The organism is Peribacillus sp. SIMBA_075, from assembly GCF_046534585.1.
Genome location: NZ_JAWRYN010001757.1, coordinates 1 through 229, shown reverse-complemented (window position 1 = coordinate 229; position 229 = coordinate 1). Strand labels below are relative to the sequence as shown.

At 37.1% G+C, this 229-nt stretch carries 1 pseudogene; it reads right to left on the bottom strand.

The window, feature by feature from the left end:
- A pseudogene (locus tag SB775_RS34470) lies at positions 1-229 on the bottom strand (PTS beta-glucoside transporter subunit IIABC); the annotation flags it as partial.

The window sequence follows — 229 nt, the reverse complement described above, 5'->3', positions numbered from 1 at the left end:
ATGCCTAAAAACGTAATATGAATTGGTGATTCAAACATCGTTCCTGCAAATAACGTATATAATGGCTCACTTGCTTTTAAACCTAATAAAGCCGGATAGACTAACGCTCCCCCAATTGCCATACCGATGAATGGTGATCCTCCGAATTTCTTACTTGCTGTATATCCTAAGAAGATCGGGAAGAAATAAAATAACGAATCGCCAACTGCATTTAATATTTGATACGTTC